Below are 19,513 nucleotides of genomic sequence, written 5' to 3' on the forward strand. Positions count from 1 at the left end.
GCCGATCACCGATCACCGCGGGCGCTGAGCAGTTCCCCCGCGCCGGTCGCGCCGCCGGGGCCGGAATCGTCGGCCCGGTACCACGGGGCTGCGCTGCCGCGGCGCCGACGGCTGACCGTCGGAATTCCGGCCGTCGAACCGTACCCTGGTGGCATGTCCGACCCAGACATTTCGACCGCGCCCACGAGGCTCGAGCGGCTCCCGAGCTGGCTGCTGACCCAATCCGCCCGCCACGTGCACCGGGTGGTGGTCGACCGGCTCGGCCAGGCCGACGCCCGCGGCTACCACTACCGCGCGCTCGCGGCACTCGAGGAGTACGGCTCGCTGTGTCAGACGGATCTCGGCCGTCGCGCGGGGATGGACCGCAGCGACATCGTCGCCACCGTCAACGAGCTGGCCGACCGGCGGCTCGTCGACCGCAGCCCCGATCCCACCGATCGGCGCCGCAACATCATCAGCGTCACCCGCCGCGGGCGGCAGCACCTGCGCACCCTCGACGACGTGCTCGTCGCGGCGCAGGACGAGGCGTTCGCGCCGCTCGACCCGACCGAGCGCGACCAGCTCGCCGTCCTGCTCGCGAAGGTGCTGGCCCACCACACCCGGCAGGCCGGCAGGTGAAGGGCTCCTCGCGGGAACCCTCCACCCGGGGCGGGCTCAGAGAGAGCGGGCGATGATCTGCTTCATCACCTCGTTGGCGCCTGCGTAGATCCGCTGCACGCGGGCGTCCTCGTACATCCGCGCGATCAGGTACTCGCGCATGTAGCCGTAGCCGCCGTGCAGCTGCACGCAGCGGTCGATCACCTCGCACTGCCTGTCGGTCAGCCAGTACTTGACCATCGCGGCGTCCGCGTCGTCGAGCTCGCCCTTCAGGTGCTGCTCGATGCAGTGATCCAGGAATACCTGGCACGTCCGGGCGATGGTCCGGCACTCCGCCAGCTCGAACGCGGTGTTCTGGAACTCGAACAGGCTGTGCCCGAACGCCTGCCGCTCCTTCGTGTAGCGGACGGTCTCCTCGACCGCGCGCTCCATCGCGCCGGCGGCCTGCGCGCCGATGATCAGCCGCTCCTGCACCAGCTGCGCCATCAGCTGCGCGAAGCCCTGCCCCTCGCTCCCGCCGAGCAGGTTCGCCACCGGCACCCGCACGTCGGTGAACGACAGCTCGGAGGTGTCGGCGCCGTGCTGGCCGACCTTGTCCAGCACCCGCCCGACCGCGAAGCCGGGGCAGTCGCGCAGGTCGACGATGAGCAGGGCCACGCCCTTGGCACCGGCCTTGGGGTCGGTCTTGACGGCGAGCACGATGACGTCGGCCGACGAGCCGTTGGTGATGAAGGTCTTCGAGCCGTTGACCACGTATGTGTCGCCGTCGCGGATCGCGGTGGTCTTGATGGCCTTGAGGTCCGAGCCGGCGCCCGGCTCGGTCATGCCGATCGCGCCGAGGATCTCACCGGTGGCCATGCCGGGCAACCAGGTCCGCTTCTGCTCCTCGCTGCCGTACTCGAGGATGTAGTGGGCGACGATGCCGCTGTGCACCGAGATGCCCAGTGCGAGGTCACCCGAGTAGCCCTGCGCCTCGAAGACGGCCAGATCGTGGGCGAAGGTGCCGCCCCCGCCGCCGTACTCCTCCGGCACCGAGCACAGCAGCAGCCCGAGCTTGCCTGCGGCGAGCCACACGTCGCGATCGATGCGCCGCTGCGCGTCCCACTTCTCGGCGCGGGCCATCACCTCGCGCTCGAAGAAGTCACGGGCGAGTTCGGAGACCGCCTGTACCTCGTCGTCGTGCCAGGACGGCACGTGCTTCTTGACCATCGGTGTCCTTCAGCCTTCCGTCGCGTGTGACCGAATGTCACACCGCTTCACTTCGATCGAACTCATGTGACATTCGGTCACGTGGTGCGCAGCTCGCGCTTGAGCAGCTTGCCACTCTGGTTGCGCGGCAACGTGTCCACGAACCGGACGAGCTTCGGCACCTTGAACGGCGCGAGCCGCTGCTTGACGTGGTCGATCAGCTCGCGCTCGTCGACATCCGCGCCGTCGCGCAGCACGACGACGGCGGTGACGGCCTCGATCCACTTCTCGTCGGGCGTGCCGATGACCGCCACCTCGGCGACGGCCTCGTGGGTGTAGAGCGCGTCCTCCACCTCGCGGGAGGCGACGAGGATGCCGCCGGTGTTGATGACGTCCTTGATGCGGTCGACAACGGTGATGTAGCCCTCGGCGTCGCGCGTGACGAGGTCGCCGGAGTGGAACCAGCCGTCGCGGAACGCTTCCGCGGTGGCCTCCGGGTTGTCCCAGTAGCCCAGGCACAGCTGCGGCGACCGGTACAGCACCTCGCCGGACTCACCGTCGGGCACGTCGTTGCCGTCGGCGTCGACGACGCGGGTCTCGACGAACAGCACCGCCCTCCCGCACGACGACGGCCGGTCCTCGTGCTCCTCCGGGCGCAGAACCGTTGCCAGCGGACCGATCTCGGATTGGCCGAAGCAGTTGTAGAACCCCAGGTCCGGGTAGCGTCCGCGGAGCCGGTTCAGCACGGTGACGGGCATGATCGACGCGCCGTACTGGGCCTTGCGCAGCGACGACAGATCGCGGGTCTCGAGGTCGGGGTGGTTCGCCAGCGGCACCCACACCGTGGGGGCGAGGAACAGCGAGCCGATGCGCTCGGACTCGACGAGCCGGAGGATCTCCGGGATGTCGGGGGCGGGCAGCAGCGTGATCGTGGCACCGACGGCCAGGTACGGCATCATGAACACGTGCATGCCGGCCGAGTGGTAGAGCGGCATGCAGACCAGCGGGTTGTCGTCCGCAGCCAGGTCCAGCGCGACGATCGACGAGGTGTACTCGTGCACCAGCGCCCGGTGGGGCATCATGGCGCCCTTGGGCTTCGACGTGGTGCCGGAGGTGTAGAGCAACTGCACGAGGTCGGCGTCGGAGACGGTCACGTCGAGTTCCGGAACCTCGCCCGCGCACGCGGCGGTGAGCAGCGAGTCGTCGGCGTCGCGTAGCGGCAGGACGTGTTCGGCCGGGACGTCGGCGAGCACCTGCTCGAGGTTGCCGGCCAGGGCGGGGTCGACGAGGACGGCACGCGCCCCGGACTGACCGAGCAGGTAGCTCAGTTCCTCGCCGCGCAGCGCGTAGTTGATCGGCACGTGTACCAGGCCGGCCCGGGCGACGGCGAGGTACCCGACGACGTAGGCGTCGGAGTTGGTGCCGTACGCGGCGACGCGATCGCCCTGGTCCAGGCCCAGCGCGCGCAGCCGGGCGGCCGCCCGGGTGACCGCGTCGTCGAGTTCACGGTAGGTGAGGGTGCGGTCGCCGAACCGCAGGGCGGTGCGGTGGGGGAAGCGGGCGGCGCTGCGGTGCAGCACGCCGTCGACGGTGTTCGCGCGCGGGTCTGAGCTCATGATCGGACACGTTATAGGACGTCCAACCAATGGTCCAGACTTAACGCTCGATAAGCCTAGCGGCCCTGCCATACGGGACGGCGCTTCTCCACGAACGCGGTCATGCCCTCCTGCGCGTCGCAGATCATCGCGTTGGTCGCCATGGTCTCGGCCATCGCCTCGTAGGCCTGTTCCTGCGGCAGCTCGATCTGCCGGTAGAAGGCCTCCTTGCCGATCCGCACCGTCGCCGGCGACGCCGAGACGATCTTCGCGGCCAGCGCGGCGGTCTCGGTTTCCAGCGCCGCCGGGTCGACGACGAAGTTGACCAGCCCCCAGTCCGCGGCCGTCTCCGCATCGATGGTTTCGCCCGTGAGCAGCATCTGCATGGCCCGCTTGCGCCCCACCGCGCGGCTGAGCGCGACCATCGGCGTGGAGCAGAACAGGCCGATCTTCACCCCCGGGGTGCCGAACACCGCGTCCGACGACGCGACCGCCAGGTCGCACGACGCCACCAGCTGGCACCCGGCCGCGACGGCCGCACCCTGCACCGACGCGATCACCGGCTGCGGCACCGACTGCACGGTCTGCATCATCTCGGTGCAGGTGTCGAAGATGACCCGCTCGTCCTCGAGGGTGCGGCCGATCATCTCGCGCAGGTCGTGACCGGCGGAGAACACCGGTCCCTCGGCGCGGATCACGATCACCCGGGTCGTGGACTCCGCGGACAGCGCGCGCAGTCCCATCGTGACCTCGCGCATCGCCGCCGCGGACAACGGGTTTCGCTGATCGGGACGGTTCAGGGTGAGCAGGCCGATGCCGGAGGCCTCGTCGACGGCGATGAGAACGGCGGCGGGCTGGTCGGTGCGCGTGTCGGTCATGTGCTCCTGCCTACACGACCCCGACGGGGGTGGCCACCCCCCGAACGTGGGTGAGCAGTCGCAGCAGCGCGGCCGCCACCTCGTCGGCGCGCTCGACGATGAGCGAGTGCCCCGCGCCGTCGACCCGCACCAGTTCGGCGGCCGGCAGCCGCGCGGCGATGGCCCGCGAATGCGCGAACGGGGTCAGCTCGTCGGCCGACCCGCCGACCACCAGGACCGGGATCGCCGCGAGCACGGCCAGCGCCGCCGACTCGTCCAGCACCGCGAACGCCGCTAGGAAACGCGAGAGCGTCACGATCGACGTCTCGTTCGTCAGGGTCGTCGCCAGCGAACGCGCCCACGAGTCCGTGGTGCCGCGACGGACCACCGGCGCGCACATCCGCCCGCCGACGCGCATCGATCCCTGCATCACCCGCGGTGCCCGTCGCACCGCGCGGTGCAGCACGGACACCGCCGGGTGCCGCAGGTAGCGGCCGAGCCCCAGGTCGGCCAGGCCGCTCGCCGCGGTCGCGACGAGCGCGGCGGCGACGACGCGGCTGCCGATCGCCTCCGGGTACAGCCGTGCGTAGGCCATCGCCACCATCCCGCCCATCGAGTGCCCCGCCAGCACCACGGGCCCGCGGGGCACGACGGTGCGCAGCACGGCGTCGAGGTCGTGGGCGAGCTGCTCGATGGTGTACGTCTCGGGCGCGCCGACCCCCGACCGGCCGTGACCGCGCTGGTCGTAGGCGACGATGCGGACCGCCGCGCCGGCCTGCCCGGCAAGGCGCTCGCGCACCGCCGACCAGCTGTCGGTGCGCAGGCAGTGCCCGTGCACCAGCACGACCGTGACGGGCGCGTCGGCGGGTCCGTGCACCCGTACCGACAGGGGCAGGCCGTCGTCGGCGGCGACGGTCACCCGACGCAGATCCGGTCCAGGCATCGCGGCCTCCCAGCGGTCGATCTGCCCGGAATGTCGTCGGTGCCCGACGGGGACGTTACCGCCGCGACCGAATCGTGACGACGCTGGGCGCCGAACCGATCGGCACGGAACTGCCGCACGGGTCCCGGACAGTGGCGCGCTCAATTCGCGGTCGACCGCCCCGGCGCGGATCCGGTACTCAGCGTGGGGCGAGGGCCCGGATCATCTCCGTAGGATCGCCCGCGGTGGTCATCGCGATCACGGGGGTGGTCACACCCGCCTCGACGTACCGTTCGATGTGCTCCCGGCACGCCTCCGGCGGACCGTGCACGACCAGCTGATCCACCACGTGATCCGGGATCGCGGCGAGGGCCGCCGACCGCTCCCCCTCCCCCCACAACCGCCACATGCCCTCGAAATCCTCTCTGCGGCCCAGGAATTCGTGGAAGGCACGGTAGACGGGGACGTTCATATAGGCGGCGATCATGCGGCGGCCGATGCTGCGGGCGGTCTCGGCGTCGAAGCCGGGCAGCACGAAGATGCGGGCGACGATTTCCTTGCCCGCTCCGCCCTCGTGCACGTACGGCGCGACGGTGCGCACGTCGTCGGCCGAGAGCCAGTTGACGATCGCACCGTCGGCCTCGCGTCCGGCGAGGCGCAGCATGCCGGGCCGCAGGGCGGCGAGCAGCAGGGGCGGGGCGGGATCGGGGACGAGGCCGGCCCGGAACCCGCTGACCTCGAACGTGTCGTACTTGTGGGTGACCTTGTCACCGGCGAGCGCGGCGCGCAGGAACTGCAGCGTGTCGCGGGCCCGCTTGAACGGCTCCTCGAACGGGGTGCTGTTCCACTTCTCGACGATCACGTTGGACGAGGTTCCGACGCCGAGGACGAAGCGGCCCGGGGCGGCGGCGGCGAGAGTGGCCGCGGAGATCGCCAGGGTGGCCGGGCCGCGCGTGAACACCGGGACGATCGCGGTGCCCAGGCGCAGCGTCGGTGCCCACACGCTCGCCAGCGCCAGGGGCGTGAAGGCGTCGGCCACGCTGCTCTCGGACGACCACACGTCGGTGTAGCCGAGGTCGGGCAGTTCGGCGATCAGGTTTCGCTGATCCGGCAGGGAAATGCCGTCGAGGGGGATCGTCAGGCCCCAACGGCGCGGCGTCGCATCATCGCTCATACGCCACACCTTAGGCTGCGCCGGTGCGTCCTTCGGGCTGCCACGACCGCCCGAAGGACACACCGGTCCGTATGCTGGCCCGTTGTGCAGGTCTCTCAGCTCTGGCGTTACCCGGTCAAGTCGTTCGGCGGCGAGCAACTGCAGTCGGCGGCGATCGAGTCCGACGGGCTGCGCGGCGACCACATGTGGGCGGTGATCGACGCCGAGACCGGCACCGTCGCGTCAGCGAAGAAGGTGCGGGCCTGGTCGCGGCTGCTCGAGTGCCGTGCCCGCCTGCTCGACGACGCCGACCCGTCGGATCCGTCCGTCCTCGAGATCACGCTGCCCGACGGCCGGTGCACCCGCGGCGACGACCCGCGCACCCCCGGGCTGCTGTCCGAGCTGACCGGGCGTGCGTTGACCCTGGAGGCCCGCCCCCGCACCTACGACGAGGCGCCGTTGCACCTGCTCACGACGGCCGCCGTGGAGGCGCTCGGCACGGGCGACACCGCCGGTGTCGCGCTGCGCCGCTTCCGGCCCAACCTCGTGGTCTCGACCGACGACACCGGGTTCGTCGAGGACGACTGGCTGGGCCGGCGTGTCGAGGCCGGTTCCGTCGCGCTCGTGCCGACGCAGCGCACGGCGCGGTGTGTGATGGTGACGCTGCCGCACCAGGAGGTGCCGGCCCGGCGCGACATGCTGCGCACCGTCACCGACCGCAACCGCGTCCCGAACCGGGCGGGCGGCAAGCCCGCCCCCTGCATCGGCGTCTACGCCGACGTGGCATCGGACGGCGTGCTGGCCGTGGGTGATTCGCTGATCGTCCGCTGAAACGGATCCGCGCGCCGACCGGACGTCGACACGCGGTATGCACCGCGCCGCTGTCGAACCGGCGCGCGGATCCGGGGAGAGTCGGCTCAGCGGCCGGCGTCCTTCGCGGGCAGGATGCGGGTGCGGACCTCGCCGAAGCCGATTCGGGTGCCGTCCGGACCCGGCGCGGTCGCGGAGATCGCGATCTCGTCGCCGTCCTCGAGGAAGGTGCGGGTCTCGTCGCCGACCTGAACCGGTTCCTTACCGCCCCAGGTGAGTTCGATGAACGCGCCGCGCTGGTCCTTGTCCGGCCCGGAGATGGTGCCGGATCCGAACAGATCGCCGGTGCGGGTGGCGGCACCGTTGACGGACGTGTGCGCGAGCATTTGCGCCGGCGACCAGTACATCTGGGCGTACGGCGGACGCGAGACGACGTGGCCGTTCCATTCGACCTCGAGATCGATGTCCAGGCCCCACTTCTCGGTGCCCTTCAGGTACGGCAGCGGCTCCGGGTCCTGCACCGGGGTGTCGACGCGGGCGGCCTCGAGTGCGGCCAGCGGCACGACCCACGGGGAGATCGAGGTCGCGAAGGACTTGCCGAGGTTCGGGCCGAGCGGCACGTACTCCCACGCCTGGATGTCACGGGCCGACCAGTCGTTGAGGATGACGGCCCCGAAGCAGTGGTCGGCGAACTCGTCCGGGGTGATCGACGATCCCATCGGCGAGCCGACACCGACGACGAAGCCCATCTCGGCCTCGATGTCGAGACGGATCGACGGACCGAAGACGGGCGCCGGATCGTTGGGGCCCTTGCGCTGGCCACACGGGCGCACGATGTCCACGCCGGAAACGACGACGGTGCTCGACCGGCCGTGGTAGCCGACCGGCAGGTGCTTCCAGTTCGGCATCAGCGGCGACGGGTTGTCGGGCCGGAACAGCCGTCCGAGGTTCGACGCGTGGTTCTCCGACGCGTAGAAATCGACGTAGTCGGCGACCTCGATCGGCAGGTGCAGTTCGACGTCCGCGACGGCGTGCACGGCCTCGGCGGGCACGTCCCCGGTGACCAGGCTCTGCAGCGCGGCGCGCACCTCGTCCCAGCGGGCGCGGCCCTGCGCCATGAAGGCGTTGAGGGTGGGCTCGGCGAAGGCGGGGTCGTCGAACACGACGGAGAGGTCGAGGACGGAGTCACCGACGCGCACACCGACGCGGGGCTCCGTTCCGGCCGTGGAGAACACACCGTAGGGCAGGTTGTTCGCGCCGAAGAGCGAACCTTCCGGAATGTCGATGACGGTCATGCAAGGGATCCTTCGGTGATCGGGGACATCGTCGACGGGGCCAGGCCGACCTCGACGAGATCGGCGAGCGGCTCCGCAATGCTGCAGGTGCCGAACGAGCGGAAGCTGTTGCGCAGCTCTTCGATTCGAGTAGGCGACAGGTCGCGCAGTCGGGCGGCGAGGCCGGCGCCGTCCCGGTCGGCGAGCACCGCCGCGACGGCCGCGGTGTCCGCACCGTCGAGCACGGCGTCGACGGCGGCGAGCACGTTGAGGAATCCGTGCTGTTCGAATCCGGTGTGCGGGTCGGTGTTGCGGACCGCGTGGTGCAGGCCCGCCGTGGCCTTGAAGGGGACCTTCGTGCGGACCACGGTCGAGAGGGCGTCGGCGAGTTCCCGTTCGTCGGGGTACGCCTCCGCGACGACCCCGCCCGTGCGGAACTTCGCCGCGTAACGCGACCCCACGAGTCCCTGGAGGATCTCGGCGCGGCGCTCGTCGCGCGGGACCTCCACGAACAGTGCGACTCCGGGGTACTCGGCGGCGATCAGGTCGAGGGCGACGAGCACACCGGCGGGGCTCTCCCCGGCGGGCACGGCGATCTCGAGGGCGGCCACGGTGACGCCGTCGACGTCGCGCAGGCTCTCCATCGCGGGAACGACCGCGGACGGCCCGCCCGGAACGGTCAGGCTCAGGGTGAGGTCGCCCCCGAACGGGCGCTGTCCGAGTGCCTCGAGCAACTCCGGGATCCGCGGCGCCGGGAACACGAACGTGCCCACCAGCCCGGCATGGTCGGCGACGCGGTGCGCGGCGTGGGCCGGCAGGGCGCGATCGAGCGGGGCGTTGCCGGGCGGGAACAGCGCGGCGTCGTCGCACAGTTCCGTCAGCAGGGCTCCGAGAGTGCTCACTTCTGCAGCCCCCGGTTCCAGCTTCCGGCGTAGGCCGCATCCTCGCACGCGAGCGCACCCTCGCCGAGTTCGAGCGGCCGGAACGTGTCCACCATGACGGCGAGCTCGTCGAAGAAGTCGACGCCGATGCTCCGCTCGTAGGCACCGGGCTGCGGACCGTGGGCGTGGCCGCCGGGATGGACGGAGATCGAACCCTGGCCGATGCCGGAGCCCTTGCGGGCCTCGTAGTCGCCGCCGCAGTAGAACATGATCTCGTCGGAGTCGACGTTGGAGTGGTAGTACGGCACCGGGATCGCCAGCGGGTGGTAGTCCACCTTGCGGGGCACGAAGTTGCAGATGACGAAGTTGTTGCCCTCGAACGCCTGGTGCGCCGGCGGCGGCTGGTGGACTCGGCCGGTGATGGGCTCGTAGTCGTGGATGCTGAAGGTGTACGGGTACAGGCAGCCGTCCCAGCCGACGACGTCGAACGGGTGGTTGGGCACGAGGTAGCGGGTGCCGACGATGCCGTGCGAGGTGCGGTGCTTGACCAGGACCTCGACGTTGGTGTCCTCCACCTGGATCAGCTCGGTCGGGCCGTGCAGGTCGCGCTCGCAGAACGGCGCGTGCTCGAGGAACTGGCCGAACCGCGACAGGAAGCGCTTCGGCGGGACGATGTGGCTGTTGGCCTCGATGACATAGGCGCGCAGCGGCTCGTCGCCGGTGGGGATCCAGCGGTGCGTGGTGGCCATCGGCAGCAGCACGTAGTCGCCGGCCTTCGCGTCGAGCACACCGAAAACGGTCTCGACGCGGGCGGTGCCGGACTCGACGTAGACCATCTCGTCGCCGACGACGTTGCGGTAGAGCGGCGACTCCTTCGTCGAGACGACGTAGGAGAGGCGCACGTCCGCGTTGCCGAGGATCAGCCGGCGGCCGGTGACGACGTCGGTCTCGGCCCAGACGGTCTCCGGGAACAGATCGTGCAGCTTCAGGTGGCGCGGCTTGAGGGGGTGGTTCGGGGTGGTGGCCTGCTCGGGCAGCTTCCACTCGGTCGCGTCGACGATGGCCGACGGGATGTGGCGGTGGTAGAGCAGCGCCGAGTCCGAGGAGAAGCCCTCCTCGCCCATCAGCTCCTCGTAGAACAGCCCGCCGTCCTCGTTGCGGTGCTGCGTGTGCCGCTTCGGCGGGATGACGCCGAGCTGTCGATAGAACGCCATGAGATTCCGCTCCTCGGGCTCTGGGTGGCTGATCCGCGGAGATCCCCCGCGGTGTTAGTAAATACCTTAACTAGTTTTCGGACGTGAGCGCAACCACATCGGGAAGATCGGTTGTCAGTTGCGGTCGCGCATATCGAACCGGCTGCGCTTGGTGATGAGCTTGTTGAGCAGCATGACGAGGATCTGCTGCTCCGCCTCGGTCAGCACATCGACCCAGGCGGCCTCGCGCTCGTTCTGGGCGCGGAACGTCTCCACGATCTCCCGCTCGCCGGCCTCGGTGAGCGACAAGCGGACCGACCGGCCGTCCTCCGGATCCGGGGTGCGAGCCAGCAGGCCGGCCTCGACCAGCGGTTTCGCCAGATTGGAGACAGCGGCGCGGCTCATGCCGGTGAGCTTGGCGGCCACCTTCGGCTCGATGGGGCCGGCAAGCCAGGTGACGAACATCAGGCGGTACGCCGACCACGACCGCCCCCTCGGGCGGTGCACGGCCGCCTCCAGGTCGTACGTGACGATGTCGGAGGCCCGGTTGAGGGTCAGCAGCACCTCGGTGGCCTGCTCGTGGTAATCGCCGTATCGGCTGCTCAGGCGCCGGTTCGCGAGTTCGACGAAGGACCAGTAGTCGAGGTCGCGGGCGTCCGCTTCGGTCATGGGCGCCACCTTATCCGAGGACGGCCGCGTTAGTATATGTGTTAATCAATTCCGATACGGAAACCCGGGCTGTCCGCCGTTGTGTGTCGGCACCGCACAATCGGGCAGAACGCACGACCGCCCGGCCGACACGTGGTCGGCCGGGCGGTCCGGGGACATGTCACATCTTGCTCATCGCGTCCGCGCCGCCGGCGAGCATCGCCGCAGTGACACCCACGGCGGTCACGCCCGTCATCACGAGGGCCACGGCGGCCACCAGCGGGTACCCGCCGTTGGACCAGTACTCGAACAGGATGGTGCCCATGACCTGGGTCCGGGACGCGCGCACGAGCAGCGACGCCGTGAACTCGTGGGTGAGCAGCACGAACAGCAGTGCCGCGGTGCCGCCCAAGCTGCCGCGCATGAGCGGCAGCAGGATCTTCACATTCGTGGTGACGAAGCCCGCGCCGCTGACGCGGGACGCTTCGAGGTAGCTGTCGCCGAGCGCGAGCATCGACGACAGCTGCATGCGGGTCGCGAACGGCAGCATGAGCGTGACGTACACCAGAATCACGACCCACGGCGTGCCGTACAGGATGATCGGACCGGTGGTGTAGGTCAGCAGGAACGCTGCGCCGAAGATCACGGCTGGAACTCCGAGCGGCATCGATACCAGAACGTCGACGAGGAGGCGAAGGGCCGGGTAGCGCTGGCCGCGCACGATCAGGCCGGCCGCGACGAAGCCGAGCGGCAGCACGATCGCCATGGCCGCGAACGAGAACATCAAGCTGTTGCCGACCGCGGCCGGCACGGCCGTGCCGGAGAAGATCGTGCGGAAGTTGTCGAACGTCAGGGTCGAGAAGTCGATGGTGCCGCGCCAGTATCGGGACAGCGCGACGAACACCAGGGCGAGCAGCGGCAGGATCGTCGACAGCAGCGAGAACACCAGGATCACCGCGACGCCGGCCTTGGAGGGCCGACCCTGTGATTTGAACGCCTTGCCGCCGTGCGTGACGAACCGACGCTGATTGCCGAGCATCGCCTTCTGCGCGAACACCACGACGACACCGACGACGAGCAGCGGTGAGCCGAGCGCTGCGGCGGTCGCGAACTGCGCGGGACTGTCACTGATCTGGAAGTACATCTCGGTCGTGAGCACGCTGACGCCGGAGTTGGTGCCCAGAAGCAGTGGTCCGGTGAACTGGCCGAGACCGAGCAGCAGCGCGACACCGGAGCCGTAGATGAGGGTCGGGCGCAGCAGCGGAAGGGTGATCCTGAAAAAGACCTTCCATTCCGGCATGCCGGAAACCTGTGCGGCCTCGATCATCTCGGAGTTGATGTTCTCGAATCCGGAGCGGACGAACATGAAGACGAACGAACTCAGCGAGAAGCCGGTGATGATGACGATCCACTCGATCGAGTAGATGTCGACCGGGCCTTCCTCGAGGTGCGACCACCACGGCAGATTCCGCAGCATGGCGTTGAGGTAGCCGGGCCGCGGCGACAGCAGAAACGCCCAGCCGACGATCGAGGCGACAGCCGGAATGACGATGGGCAGAATCGGCAGGACTTCGAGGAACGCGAATCGGCGGGGCAGGCGGCTGGCCGCCCACGCCAGAGCGGTTCCCAGCACCATCGCGATGGCCAGTGATCCGATCGCCAATCCAAGTGTGTACCAGAGGATCTGACCGATACGCGACAATCCGAATGCCCGCGAGTAACCGGCAGCGCCGTCCTCGAACGCGGTCAGTTGCAGGCGCACGATCGGGAGGACGACCAGGTAGGCGAGCAACGCGGTGAACGCGACGACACCCATTCGGCGTGCCCCGGCGCGCACCGCCGTATTCCGCATGCCGTTCGGGGCGGTTGTGACGGACTCGTGCTCCTCGGTCCGTGGCAGTGTCAGAATCGCCATCGCCCTCACCCCACCAGGGCGCTGACGAGCGCCTGCTGATCCATCGGCAGCGCCCTGCCGTCGGTGTCGAAGGTGCGCCCGTCGATCGGGTCGAAGGCGAGAACCATCCGCGCATCGCGTTCGATCAGCCGCGGTGCGCGGAACGAATCGAACGTCGCGACGCGGGCGTGCAACTGGCGGCGTGGGGAGCCCTCGACCGCGACCGAGAGCATGACGTCCAGGTGCAGGCCACCGTACTCGACGTCGTCGACGTTGACGAACATGCCCGCCTCGCCGGGCTGCAGGTCCGCCACGTCCGGGACCAGGCGTACCTTTTCGGGGCGCAGGCGCACCACGAACGCGCCGACCGACGCGGCCGCACGCGGCTGCATGCCGTGGATCTCGGTGCCCAACGCGTACCAGCGGCCGTCGACGTACTCGCACGGGACCCGGTTCGACATGCCGGTGAAACCCGCGACGTACTCGTCGACCGGCTCCTCGAAGACCTCGCGGGGCGGGCCCATCTGGACGATGCTGCCCGACCTCATGATCGCCATCCGGGTTCCCAGAGCGAGGGCTTCGCTCTGGTCGTGCGTGACGAACACCGCGGTGAACGGCTTGCGCTGGTGCAGGTCGTGGAGCTCCGCGCGCACCTGGTCGCGCAGGCGGGCGTCGAGGTTGCTCAGCGGCTCGTCGAACAGCACCAGGTCAGGGTGGGAGACCAAGCCGCGGGCCAGAGCCACGCGCTGCTGCTGACCGCCGGACAGCTCGGCGGGGAGACGGTCGAGCAACCGCTCGCAGTCCACCAGCGCCGCGGTCTCCTCGACGCGCCCGCTCGCGAGAGCGTCGGTGAGCTTGCGGGACTTGAGCGGATAGGCGATGTTCTTGCGCACAGTCATGTGCGGCCACAGAGCGTAGGACTGGAACACCATTCCGATGAACCGCTTGTCCGGGGTGAGGTTGATGCCGCGCTGCCGGTCGAACACCACCTGGTCGCCGAGGGTGATGGAGCCTCCGGCCGGCTGTTCGAGGCCCGCGAGGCAGCGGAGTGTCGTGGTCTTGCCGCAGCCCGACGGGCCGAGCAGCACGAGGAATTCGCCGTCCTCGATCTCGAGGTCGAGGTGGTCGACGGCGACGGTGGGTGGTTTTCCGTCGAAGTTCTTGAGCAGCTGGCGTACGGAGACGTGGGACACGGTGTACTCGCTTTCTGAACGAGCGGGGTTCAGGACTCGGTGGAGGAGAGCACGGCGGATGCCGGCTCCTGCCTCGGATCGGTGGATGCCTCGCTGCTTGTCGCGGCGCCTGCCGCGGCCAGAGCATAGAGGCGCTGGGCATGATCGTCACCGCTCCCCCACAGGACGCCGGAAGTCAGAGCACGGCGGTAGTACAGGTGTGCGGTGTGTTCCCAGGTGAAGCCGATGCCGCCGTGCACCTGGACGTTCTTCTCGACGGCGAGGCGTGCGGCGTCCCCGCAGGCGAGGGCTGCGATCGCAGCGGCCTCGGCCAGATCGTCGTCGCTCCCCTCCACGACGGCCCACACGGCGTGGGCAACGGCGGACTCGGCGAGTTCGACGGCCACGGAGACCTCGGCGAGCATGTGCTTGATCGCCTGGAATCCGCCGATGACGCGGCCGAACTGGACGCGCCGGCCGGCGTAGTCGACGGCATTGGCCAGGCAGGTACGCGCGACGCCCAGGCTCTCGCACGCGAGGGCCACGACCGCCCTGTCGTGGATCCACCCGAGTGGAGCGCGCTCCGCGAGGACGGTCGCCGGGGCGGCCTCGGCACGAACCCGGGACAAGATCCGGGTCGCATCGGTAGTGTCCATCCGCTCGGACGTGAGCACGGCTGCGTCGACGGCGTAGAGGCCCACCGTCCCGGATTCGTCGACGGCGGGCAGCAGCACGGTGTCGGCGACGTCGCCATCCACGACGAAACCGGCTCGGCCCGTCACGAACACGTCGTCACCCACGTGTTCGGCCCGAAATCCGGGGTCCGTACCCGGTGCGGTGACGACCGTGGCGACGACGGTCTCCCCCGTCGCGATGCCGGCGAGCAGCTCCGCGGCACGCGGCGCGCCGTCGCAGCGCGACAACGCCGCGGCGGCAACGACGCCGCTGAGGACCGGGACCCTGCACAGTTCCGCACCGAGCAGCTCGAGGACGGCGGCGACGTCGGCGAACGACGCGCCGAGACCACCGGCGGCCTCCGGAACGGCGAGTGCACCCACGCCGATCTCGGTGCCCAGCACGGCCCACAGGTCACGATCGACCGGACCGTCGCGGTATACGCGCTCCGCGCGTCCGTCGACCGGGTCCGTCCGACGGATCACCGAGCGGATGGTGTCGGTGAGCAACGCGGTGTCCTCTGCCGCGGCCGAGGTTCCGAGAATCATGCTGTCGCCTTTCGTGGATGAGGGAGCGCCGGGTGCCCGGTCAGTCCGAGGACGGGAGGGGCTTTGCCTGCTTCTGGCTGAGGACCTCGTCGCCGACCGCGAGCGGCCCGGCGCCGCCGCGCACGACCACGACCTCGACGCCGCCACCGGAGTAGCGCTTACCCATGAGAAGCTCGCCGCCCTGCGCGGGTGCGGCCGGCGCCGCATCCGCACTCATCGGCTCGCCGCCGCACAGCAGCGGCCCCGTCGCGCCGTCGTCGATACGGACGACGATGACCTCCGCGGTGCACACCGCGCTCTTCAAACGTTCACCGACGTTCATCGGAAGTTCCTCTCGTGTCAGGTCCGTACCGAACCCGGTGTGCTTATTGGGAAGCGCCGAACAACTGCTCGAACTCGGCGCGGAAGGCCTCCACATCGGCGGCGGTGACGGTCCGCGAGTTGACCCAGATGTTCTCGGCCGGAGTCGCCGCCGTCGCGATGTCGGGCAGGACCGCGCCGGCCCGGTTGGCGACCGCTTCCTGACCGGCCTTGGTCACGAGGAAGTTCGCGAACAGTTGCGCCGCGTTGGGATGCGGAGCGGCGCCGCTGACGCCCGTGTAGAAGGCCGCACCGAACACCGGCTTCGGCATGGCCGACTCGACCGGAGCGCCGGCCGCCTTCTCGGCGGTCAGCGGGACGGTGTAGACGGTGGCGGCGAGTTCCCCGGAGGCCAGGGCCTGACCCATTGCCTGCGCACCCGGATAGGTGCGTGGTTGCTGCGCGGCGAGTTTCGCGACGAAGTCGGGTGAGACAGTGTCGGCGAGGTAGTCGTAGAAGTCGACGATCGCTGCGGATACCGGCAGGATCACGCCGATCTTGCCGCCGGCCAGCTCGGGGGCGAGCAGGTCCTCGTAGCTGTCCATGCCCTCGGGGACCCGGTCGGTGTTCCAGCCGTAGGTGAGCACGGCCGCCGACGAGGTGAAGATCGTGTCGCCGATCATGAACTTCTCACTGTCGAACTCGGCTGCGTCGAACGCCGGGCCGGTGACCGGGGCGTAGTAGCCCTCGGCGATACGCTCGTCGACCCACGGGCGGGCCGCCGAGGCGACGACATCGGCGACCTGCCGGCCGGTCGAGGCCTCCGCGGCCAGTTTGGTCTGCAGATTCGCGTCGTTGTCGCGGACGATGTCGACCGTGACCCCGTACGCCGACTCGAAGCGGTTGGCGAGGTTCTCGAGATTGTCGGTCGCCTGCCCGGTGTAATACGTCACCGAGCCCTCCTGCTTGGCCGCCTCGATCACCTCCTGCCACGCGGCGTCCCCCTGCGGGCCCAGGTCCTCTGCGGCGACCTCGGTGGTGGTGCCGGAACCGCAGGCGACCGCGGTGAACGTCAGCGCGGCGACCCCCAGTCCGGCGATCGTGCGGCGCAGCGTCGAGATTCTCATGGAACACGGCCTTTCGTGAAGAGCAGTACTCGAGGGGTAGTACACAAGGGTGATGTTCGGATCGTGGCGCCGAGGGTCGGCTCAGGCGGTCGCGGCGGCGGCACGGGCGCGCGCTTCCCGCCAGGTCACTCCGCGGTCGACTCGAACTTCCGGCGGCAGTCCGAGCAGTCGCTCGGCAACGATGTTGCGCTGGATCTCGTCGGAGCCACCGGCGATGCTGTACCCGGGCGCGCCGAGCACGTGCGCGTTCCAGCCGAACGTGCCCGGCACGCCGGTGTCCGCGACGAGATCACGTCCGAGGATGATGCGCGCAGCCTCGGAGACCGCGGCGAGCTTGTCGACCCACTGGATCTTGCGCACCGACCCGACCGCCGTCGGGGCGGCGTCGGCCTCCCGGGCCTGACGATCTCGCAGCATGTCGACCTGGGCGAGCTTCTGCCGCAGGTAGACCCGCGCGAGGAGCTCGCGCACCCGCGGATCGGTGTCGCGGCCGAGAGTGCGGGCGGTGGCGAGGAGCTGGTCGAACTGCCCGCCGACGTTCGCCGAGTTGGACCCGCCCTCCCGCTCGAACGCCAGCGTGGTCAGCGCGACGGACCAGCCCTTGCCGATTCCACCCAGGCGCAGCGAATCGGGGATGCGCACCCGGTCGAGGAAGACCTCGTTGAAGCTGCTGCCACCGGACATCTGCCGGATCGGGCGGATCTCGACACCCGGGGCGTCCAGCGGAATCAGAAACGCCGTCATGCCCGCATGCTTGGGCTGGTCCGGGTCGGTGCGCGCGATGAGTTCACCCCAGTCGGCGAACTGTGCGCCCGAAGTCCACACCTTCTGTCCGGTGATCACCCAGTCGTCGCCGTCGCGCACGGCTCGGGTACCCAGGTTCGCCAGATCGGATCCGGCATCGGGCTCGGAGAAGAGCTGGCACGCAAGCAGGTCGCCTCGCAGCATCGCAGGCAGGAACTCGCGCTTCTGCCCCTCCGTTCCGAGGAGCCGAATAGTAGGAGCGATCAGATGCATTGTCACGGAGAATAATTCGTGCGGTCGCAAAGGACAGTGATCGTTCTCGATACGGGAGAACGCCTCCGCGACATCGGCGCCGAGACCTGCGCCACCGAACTCCTCCGGCCAGTCGAGAGCGCCGTAGCCGGCTTCGAGCTTGACCTTCTGCCACACGCGGTGCTGATCGAGTAGTGCCTTCTCCTCGTCGAATCCGAGATCGTGGAACACGGCCACGTCGTAAGGGTCGTCGACCCGGTCGAACCCGAGTCGGGCGACGTTCTCGACGACCCACGCGCGGGCGCGGGACTCGAACTCCGAGAGGGACATCTTTCCTCCACAGTGCTGGGCCGTGCGAATGCGCGGCAGACGGGGTAGCGGCGGGGCTGCGGACTCAGGAGTCCAGGTTGTACAGCGCGGCGGCGTTGTCGTGCAGGATCTTCCGGGCGTCCGCCTCGGACAGGTGTGCGAAGTTGCGACGCAGGTACTCGTCGGGAGCCAGCGCATCGGAGGCCGGACCGGGCGACATCGACGTCGGGTGCGGGTAATCGGTTTCGTACAGGACGTTGTCGGCGCCGAGCTGCTCGATCGCGCTGCGGGCCGAGTCCTGCTCGAACCAGAAGCAGCCGTAGATCTGCCGCTTGAAGTACTCGCTGGGGAGCAGTTCGTACTCCGGGTGCTCCTTGTGCACACCCGAGTTCTTCCACTGCCAGTCCAGGCCCTCGAGCGCGAACGGGATCCAGCCGATGCCCGACTCGACCGAGACGAACTTCAGGTCGGGGAATCGATCGCAGATGCCGCCGCAGATGAGCTGAGAGATGGTGCGGGCGTTGTCCATGAAGAACGAGATGCCCATCATCGCGTAGTTGGCGTGCACGCCGTTGCTCTCGTGGCCGAAGCCGCTGAGGTCGACCTCGCCGGACGCGATGTGGAAGTTGATCGGCAGCTTCTTCTCCTGCGCCGAAGCCCACAGGCGGTCCCAGTACGGGTCGGTGAGCATCGGCAGACCGAATGCCGCCGGATTCTGCGTGAAGACGAGCCCCTTGTGACCCGCCGCGGCGACGCGCTCGACCTCGGCGAGCGTGGCCTCCATGTCCCAGAAAGGCAGAATGCCGACCGGAATGTACCGCCCGGGAGCGAATTGCGCCCACTCGCTCAGGTAGTCGTTGTAGGCCTTGATGCACGCGATCTGCAACTCGTTGTCACCGTTGGACTGCAGCGTCTTGGAGCTGAACACCGCGACGTTGGGGTAGAGGATCTGCGCGTGGATGCCGTAGTCGTCCATGATCGTCAGGCGCTTGGCCGGATCCCACGAGCGCGGGTCGGTGTCCTCGAATCGCGGCGGGCAGCTCGGCGGGTACTCGTGCCAGCCAGCCATCGCCGGCGAACCGACCGCGCTCATGCGCTTGCCGGCAACGAACCACGCCTGGTCACCGCGGTGATCGTCCCAGCGCACGTGCGGCACCAGATCGCCCCACTTCTTGGTCGACATCCGCGATGTCCACAGGTCCGGGGGCTCGACGACATGGGTGTCGGTGTCGATGATCTTGATATCGCGAAGGTCGTACACGTAATCCTCCTGAGAATCGGATGGAGTTCGAACGGAAGATCCGCTCGGCGGATTGCATGCCCTTACTATTAGGAACATGCGAATATTAACGGAGATTTAGATCACAGTCCATA

18 protein-coding genes are annotated in these 19,513 nt (G+C 69.3%); 2 read left to right on the forward strand and 16 right to left on the reverse strand.

What is annotated here, in order from left to right:
* Positions 1 to 153: 153 nt before the first annotated feature.
* The gene (locus CQZ88_RS18225; RefSeq protein ID WP_006939806.1) at positions 154 to 618 is read left to right on the forward strand and encodes a MarR family winged helix-turn-helix transcriptional regulator; all 465 of its coding nucleotides are present in this window, start codon (positions 154 to 156) and stop codon (positions 616 to 618) included.
* 36 nt (positions 619 to 654) lie between these two features.
* Here CQZ88_RS18225 and CQZ88_RS18230 read toward each other — a convergent pair whose 3' ends face one another.
* From CQZ88_RS18230 to CQZ88_RS18250, 5 genes are all read right to left on the reverse strand, one after another.
* Positions 655 to 1,806 carry an acyl-CoA dehydrogenase family protein gene (locus tag CQZ88_RS18230; RefSeq protein ID WP_102800123.1) on the reverse strand — a complete coding sequence of 384 codons (1,152 nt, stop codon included), beginning with the start codon at positions 1,804 to 1,806 and terminating at the stop codon, positions 655 to 657.
* A 77-nt stretch (positions 1,807 to 1,883) separates the two neighbouring features.
* The gene (locus CQZ88_RS18235; RefSeq protein ID WP_102800124.1) at positions 1,884 to 3,401 is read right to left on the reverse strand and encodes an acyl-CoA synthetase; all 1,518 of its coding nucleotides are present in this window, start codon (positions 3,399 to 3,401) and stop codon (positions 1,884 to 1,886) included.
* 56 nt (positions 3,402 to 3,457) lie between these two features.
* Complete coding sequence (locus CQZ88_RS18240; protein ID WP_102800125.1) at positions 3,458 to 4,258, reverse strand: enoyl-CoA hydratase; 801 nt, start codon at positions 4,256 to 4,258, stop codon at positions 3,458 to 3,460.
* A gap of 10 nt (positions 4,259 to 4,268) precedes the next feature.
* Positions 4,269 to 5,156 carry an alpha/beta fold hydrolase gene (locus tag CQZ88_RS18245; RefSeq protein WP_006939810.1) on the reverse strand — a complete coding sequence of 296 codons (888 nt, stop codon included), beginning with the start codon at positions 5,154 to 5,156 and terminating at the stop codon, positions 4,269 to 4,271.
* Between the two features lie 202 nt (positions 5,157 to 5,358).
* Positions 5,359 to 6,333: an LLM class F420-dependent oxidoreductase gene (locus CQZ88_RS18250; protein WP_065922004.1), complete on the reverse strand. Its 975-nt coding sequence runs from the start codon at positions 6,331 to 6,333 to the stop codon at positions 5,359 to 5,361.
* Positions 6,334 to 6,417: 84 nt separating this feature from the next.
* On the opposite strand from CQZ88_RS18250, the gene CQZ88_RS18255 reads away from it, so the two are divergent.
* Positions 6,418 to 7,143, forward strand: a complete 726-nt coding sequence (locus CQZ88_RS18255; RefSeq protein ID WP_065922003.1) for an MOSC domain-containing protein — start codon at positions 6,418 to 6,420, stop codon at positions 7,141 to 7,143.
* Positions 7,144 to 7,229: 86 nt separating this feature from the next.
* Here the strand turns inward: CQZ88_RS18255 and fahA are convergent, their stop codons facing one another.
* The 11 genes from fahA to CQZ88_RS18310 form a co-directional block, all read right to left on the reverse strand.
* Positions 7,230 to 8,417 (reverse strand): fumarylacetoacetase, encoded by a 1,188-nt coding sequence (gene fahA, locus CQZ88_RS18260; RefSeq protein WP_065922002.1) that lies wholly within the window; start codon positions 8,415 to 8,417, stop codon positions 7,230 to 7,232.
* A complete protein-coding gene (locus CQZ88_RS18265; RefSeq protein ID WP_065922001.1) occupies positions 8,414 to 9,298 on the reverse strand; it encodes a hypothetical protein in 885 nt (294 codons plus the stop codon). The genes fahA and CQZ88_RS18265 overlap by 4 nt, the downstream gene beginning before the upstream one ends.
* A complete protein-coding gene (locus CQZ88_RS18270) occupies positions 9,295 to 10,491 on the reverse strand; it encodes a homogentisate 1,2-dioxygenase (RefSeq protein WP_006939821.1) in 1,197 nt (398 codons plus the stop codon). The genes CQZ88_RS18265 and CQZ88_RS18270 overlap by 4 nt, the downstream gene beginning before the upstream one ends.
* Before the next feature lie 114 nt (positions 10,492 to 10,605).
* The gene (locus CQZ88_RS18275) at positions 10,606 to 11,139 is read right to left on the reverse strand and encodes a MarR family winged helix-turn-helix transcriptional regulator (protein WP_006939823.1); all 534 of its coding nucleotides are present in this window, start codon (positions 11,137 to 11,139) and stop codon (positions 10,606 to 10,608) included.
* Positions 11,140 to 11,299: 160 nt separating this feature from the next.
* A complete protein-coding gene (locus CQZ88_RS18280; protein WP_029546405.1) occupies positions 11,300 to 13,033 on the reverse strand; it encodes an iron ABC transporter permease in 1,734 nt (577 codons plus the stop codon).
* A gap of 5 nt (positions 13,034 to 13,038) precedes the next feature.
* On the reverse strand, positions 13,039 to 14,205 hold the full coding sequence (locus CQZ88_RS18285) for an ABC transporter ATP-binding protein (RefSeq protein WP_065922000.1): 1,167 nt from the start codon (positions 14,203 to 14,205) through the stop codon (positions 13,039 to 13,041).
* A gap of 29 nt (positions 14,206 to 14,234) precedes the next feature.
* Positions 14,235 to 15,407: an acyl-CoA dehydrogenase family protein gene (locus CQZ88_RS18290; protein WP_006939831.1), complete on the reverse strand. Its 1,173-nt coding sequence runs from the start codon at positions 15,405 to 15,407 to the stop codon at positions 14,235 to 14,237.
* A 40-nt stretch (positions 15,408 to 15,447) separates the two neighbouring features.
* A complete protein-coding gene (locus tag CQZ88_RS18295; protein WP_006939834.1) occupies positions 15,448 to 15,729 on the reverse strand; it encodes a hypothetical protein in 282 nt (93 codons plus the stop codon).
* A gap of 43 nt (positions 15,730 to 15,772) precedes the next feature.
* The gene (locus tag CQZ88_RS18300) at positions 15,773 to 16,834 is read right to left on the reverse strand and encodes an ABC transporter substrate-binding protein (protein WP_065921999.1); all 1,062 of its coding nucleotides are present in this window, start codon (positions 16,832 to 16,834) and stop codon (positions 15,773 to 15,775) included.
* 81 nt (positions 16,835 to 16,915) lie between these two features.
* Complete coding sequence (locus tag CQZ88_RS18305; protein WP_029546409.1) at positions 16,916 to 18,160, reverse strand: acyl-CoA dehydrogenase family protein; 1,245 nt, start codon at positions 18,158 to 18,160, stop codon at positions 16,916 to 16,918.
* A gap of 64 nt (positions 18,161 to 18,224) precedes the next feature.
* Complete coding sequence (locus tag CQZ88_RS18310) at positions 18,225 to 19,400, reverse strand: amidohydrolase family protein (RefSeq protein WP_029546410.1); 1,176 nt, start codon at positions 19,398 to 19,400, stop codon at positions 18,225 to 18,227.
* Between the last annotated feature and the right edge of the window lie 113 nt (positions 19,401 to 19,513).

This window comes from Rhodococcus sp. ENV425, assembly GCF_002887785.1.
GTDB lineage: Bacteria > Actinomycetota > Actinomycetes > Mycobacteriales > Mycobacteriaceae > Rhodococcus > Rhodococcus aetherivorans.